The organism is Stenotrophomonas panacihumi (assembly GCF_001431645.1).
Taxonomy (GTDB): Bacteria; Pseudomonadota; Gammaproteobacteria; order Xanthomonadales; family Xanthomonadaceae; genus Stenotrophomonas_A; species Stenotrophomonas_A panacihumi.
Genome location: NZ_LLXU01000014.1, coordinates 1 through 3700 on the forward strand (window position 1 = coordinate 1; position 3700 = coordinate 3700).

Below are 3700 nucleotides of genomic sequence, written 5' to 3' on the forward strand. Positions count from 1 at the left end.
GCCCTCCCCGCAGACCCTCCAAATCCCCTCGACCGGACGACACAAGCCAAAGCCGGTGCCCAAGGCGCGCCAACGCACGAGCGGCTTCAGCCGCAACCGGAAGAGCAAAGGCAAGGTTGAAGTTGGAAGGATGGAAGAAGGCACAGCCGACGGCTTTTGCTCTTCCCCCACCCACCCTCCGGGGTGTGCCTGATCGAAGCGTGAAAAACGACGCGCCTAGCGCCGGGCTGGCGTATAGGGGCGTCAGCGGGCCATGGATGGCCCGCGGCGGCGAATCGGACAGGACGTCTGCTGAGCCGTGACGACCCTATACGCCAGCCCGGTGCCCGCACCGCAAGTCAGCGCTACCAACCGCCAACGCCCAACCGACCGCGAACCGCTACAACCACCGCGCCCGCTTGAACAACCGATACAACCCCACGCACACCACCACCACCCCCACCGCGAGCAGCGGATACGCATACCGCCCCTCCAGCTCCGGCATGTGCGCGAAGTTCATTCCGTACCAGCTGGTGATCAGCGTCGGCGCCGCCAGCAAGGCCGCCCACGCACCCAGCCGCTTCACCGTCTCGCCCTGCGCCAGCGTCACCAGCGACAGGTTCACGCTCAACGCCGTGCCCAGCATCTCGCGCAACGTATCGATCGCATCGTTGATGCGCTTGGCATGGTCCAGCACGTCGCGCAGGTAGATGCCCACCTCGTCCGATACCAGGTTGGCGTGGTTGCGACGCACGTGCGCCAGCACGTCCTGCAGCGGCGCCACCACCAGCCGCATCTTGTTCAATTCGCGCTTGAGCTCGTACAGCTTCATCACCGTCTGGCGGCTGTAGGTCTCGGCGAAGATGTCCTTCTCCAGCGTCTCCAGCGTGTCGCGGAACTCGTCCATGATCGGCAGGTAGTTGTCGACCACGAAGTCCAGGATCGCGTACAGCGCGAACGCCGGGCCCAGCTTCATCATGTCCGCGTCGCGCTCCATGCGCGCACGCACTGGGGCGTACGACAACGACGCGCCATGGCGCACCGTCACCAGGAAGCGGGCGCCGAGGAAGGCATGCGTCTCGCCATAGCGGATGCGGTCGTTGACCAGCTGCGCGGTGTTCACCACCACGAACAGCGATTGCCCGTAACTCTCCACCTTCGGCCGCTGGTGCGCCTTGGCGGCATCCTCGATGGCCAGGTCGTGCAGGCAGAATTCTTCCTGGATCTTGTCCAGCACCGCCTGCGCCGGCTCGTACAGGCCCACCCACACGAACCCCTCCGGCTGCGCGAGGCAGTCGCTGATCCGGTCCAGGTGGATGTCATGGCGATGCCCCGCGCCGTCGTACCAGGCGCAGGTGATGACGCATTCCGGATTGCCCGTGTCGCGATGATCGGCAGCGATGACCATGCGCAGATCCTGCGTCAGCGGCCGCGCCCGGGCAAGTCCCGGCGCCCCAGCACCGCCGCCAGCGCGATGTGCACCGGCAGCAGCAGCACGATCCACTGCAGGTTGAACTGCGGCTGGATCGACAGCCAGTGGATCACCAGCGCCAGCACGCCACAGGCGACCACCGCCCACGCCACGATGCGGAAGCCGGGCAACGGCGCGCGACCGCGCAGCAGCGGCCACGCGCTGGCCAGCAGGTACAGGCACAGCGGGTTGAGCAGCAGCAGGTTGCGGTTGCCCCAGGCCGATTCGTGCGCGGTGAAGCCCCAAAGGAATACCAGCAGCCCGCCGGCGACCACGCACAGCAGCCAGAACGGCGCAGCGAACGCGGCCACCGCGCGGCGATGGCGACGGCCTGCCAGGATGAGTGCGCCGACGATGACGCCGGCCAGCAGCCAGGGCCACCAATGCCGCGCCTGTTCCGGCGGCTCCGGCGCCACGCGCTGCGGCAGCAACGGCTGCGTCGCCAGCACCAACGGGCGGCCTTCGCTGTTGCGCACCTGCGTCAGGCTCTCGGCCAGGCGCATCGGCACGAAGCCTTCCTGCCAGCGCGAGAGCGGCTTGTCGGTGTACGGGCCCAGGCCCAGGTCGAAGCCCAGCCACATCCACCACGCCGGCGAGGCCAGGCGTACCGCTTCGCTGCGGAAGGTGTTGCCGCGCGAGCGCCCGGCCAGCTGGCGCTGCAGGCCGCCATCGAGCGCCAGGTCCACGTAGTCGCGAACCATCGTGGCGCAGTTGGCGGTGAAGTAATCGTAGTGGTAGCGCGCGTTTTCCGGCTTGGCGCGTTCGGCCAGGGCATCGGCGAGGCGGCGCGCCTGTTCCGGCTTCAGATCGAGCCACTGGATGCTCACCCCGCGCCCGGCGTCCTGGTAGGAGGCCATGTCCTGTTCGAAAGGCAGGGCGACGAGGTAGTACATCATCTCGCCCTTGACGAAGCGGCCGACGAAGTCCGCCTCGCCCGGGTCGAAGAAACCGAAGTTGTAGGAGGTCGCCGCGCCGCTGATCGGGTCGACCACCACGATGGCGTCATGCCCGAAACGTTCGAAGAACACCTCGCCCGGCTGCATCGTCGCCACGCCGATGCGCGGCGGCGGCGTTTCGGCGGCTGCCGGCGCGATGGCCTCGGGGGGCGGTGGCGTGTCGGCAGGCACCGGCTGGGCGTGCAGCGCCGGCAGCACGAGCAGCGCGGCCCAGGCCAGCCAGGCCCGGCAGCGCCGGGCCAACGTACGATGCGGGGCGGGCTTCAAGCGTCGTCCTGGGCGAGCTGCGGCAGCACGCTGACATGGAAGGCACGCACGCGGCGCGCGTCGGCCCGGGCCACGCGGAACACGAAGCGGTCCAGGGTCAGTTCCTCGCCGGTCTCCGGCAGGTGGCCGAAGGCCTCGGTGACCAGGCCGCCAATGGTGTCGTAGTCGTCGTCCGGGAATTCGGAGCCGAAACGTTCGTTGAAATCCTCGATCGGCGTCAGCGCGTCGACCACGTACTGGCCATCGGCCTGCACGGCGATCAGCGCGGTGGCGTCCTCGGCCTCGTCGTGCTCGTCGTCGATGTCGCCGACGATCTGCTCCAGCACGTCCTCGATGGTGACCAGGCCGGCCACGCCGCCGTATTCGTCCACCACGATCGCCATGTGGTTGCGCGAGAGGCGGAACTCCTTCAGCAGGACGTTGAGCTTCTTCGATTCAGGAATGAGCACGGCCGGGCGCAGCAGTTCGCGGATCGTGCCGGGGCCGTTGTCGGCCACGACGCCGCGCAGCAGGTCCTTGGCGAGCAGGATGCCGAGGATCTCGTCCTTGTTCTCGCCGTGCACCGGGAAGCGCGAATGGCCGGATTCGACCACCTGCTTCATCAGGTCCAGGAAGCGCGCTTCGGCCGGCAGCGAGACCATCTGCGAGCGCGAGATCATCACGTCGCCCACGGTCAGCTCGGCGACCGAAATGGCGCCTTCCATCATGCGGAGGGTGTCGGGCCCGACCAGGCCGTCCTGCTCGGCCGTGCGCAGCACGGCGACCAGTTCATCGCGGGTATGTGGTTCGCCCGAGAAGGCCGCGCTCAGGCGTTCGAGCCAGCTGCGACGTTTTTCGTGGGTTTCGGGCGTGCTTTGACTACTGTCGTCTTCAGACATCGATGGGGGGAAACAGCGCCCTGAACGCGGGCGGTTTCCGGAGTCTAGCAGGCCGCCGGGTCACCGGGCGGCCTGCGCGGCGGCCGGTTCAGTGGCCGCCGGCCGGCGCCTTGACCGGCGCGGCGGGGGCCGGGGCCGGGGCGTGGGGG

At 68.5% G+C, this 3700-nt stretch carries 3 protein-coding genes; all 3 read right to left on the reverse strand.

Going from position 1 to position 3700, the window contains the following annotated elements:
• Positions 1–379: 379 nt before the first annotated feature.
• From ARC20_RS00720 to ARC20_RS00730, 3 genes are read right to left on the reverse strand one after another with little or no spacing between them, the layout of a single operon-like run.
• Positions 380–1387, reverse strand: coding sequence for a magnesium and cobalt transport protein CorA (locus tag ARC20_RS00720; RefSeq protein WP_057642842.1), 1008 nt, complete (start codon positions 1385–1387; stop codon positions 380–382).
• Between the two features lie 14 nt (positions 1388–1401).
• Positions 1402–2673 (reverse strand): lipoprotein N-acyltransferase Lnb domain-containing protein, encoded by a 1272-nt coding sequence (locus tag ARC20_RS00725; RefSeq protein WP_081417961.1) that lies wholly within the window; start codon positions 2671–2673, stop codon positions 1402–1404.
• The gene (locus tag ARC20_RS00730) at positions 2670–3551 is read right to left on the reverse strand and encodes a CorC family transporter (RefSeq protein ID WP_057642845.1); all 882 of its coding nucleotides are present in this window, start codon (positions 3549–3551) and stop codon (positions 2670–2672) included. The genes ARC20_RS00725 and ARC20_RS00730 overlap by 4 nt, the downstream gene beginning before the upstream one ends.
• Positions 3552–3700 lie beyond the last annotated feature (149 nt).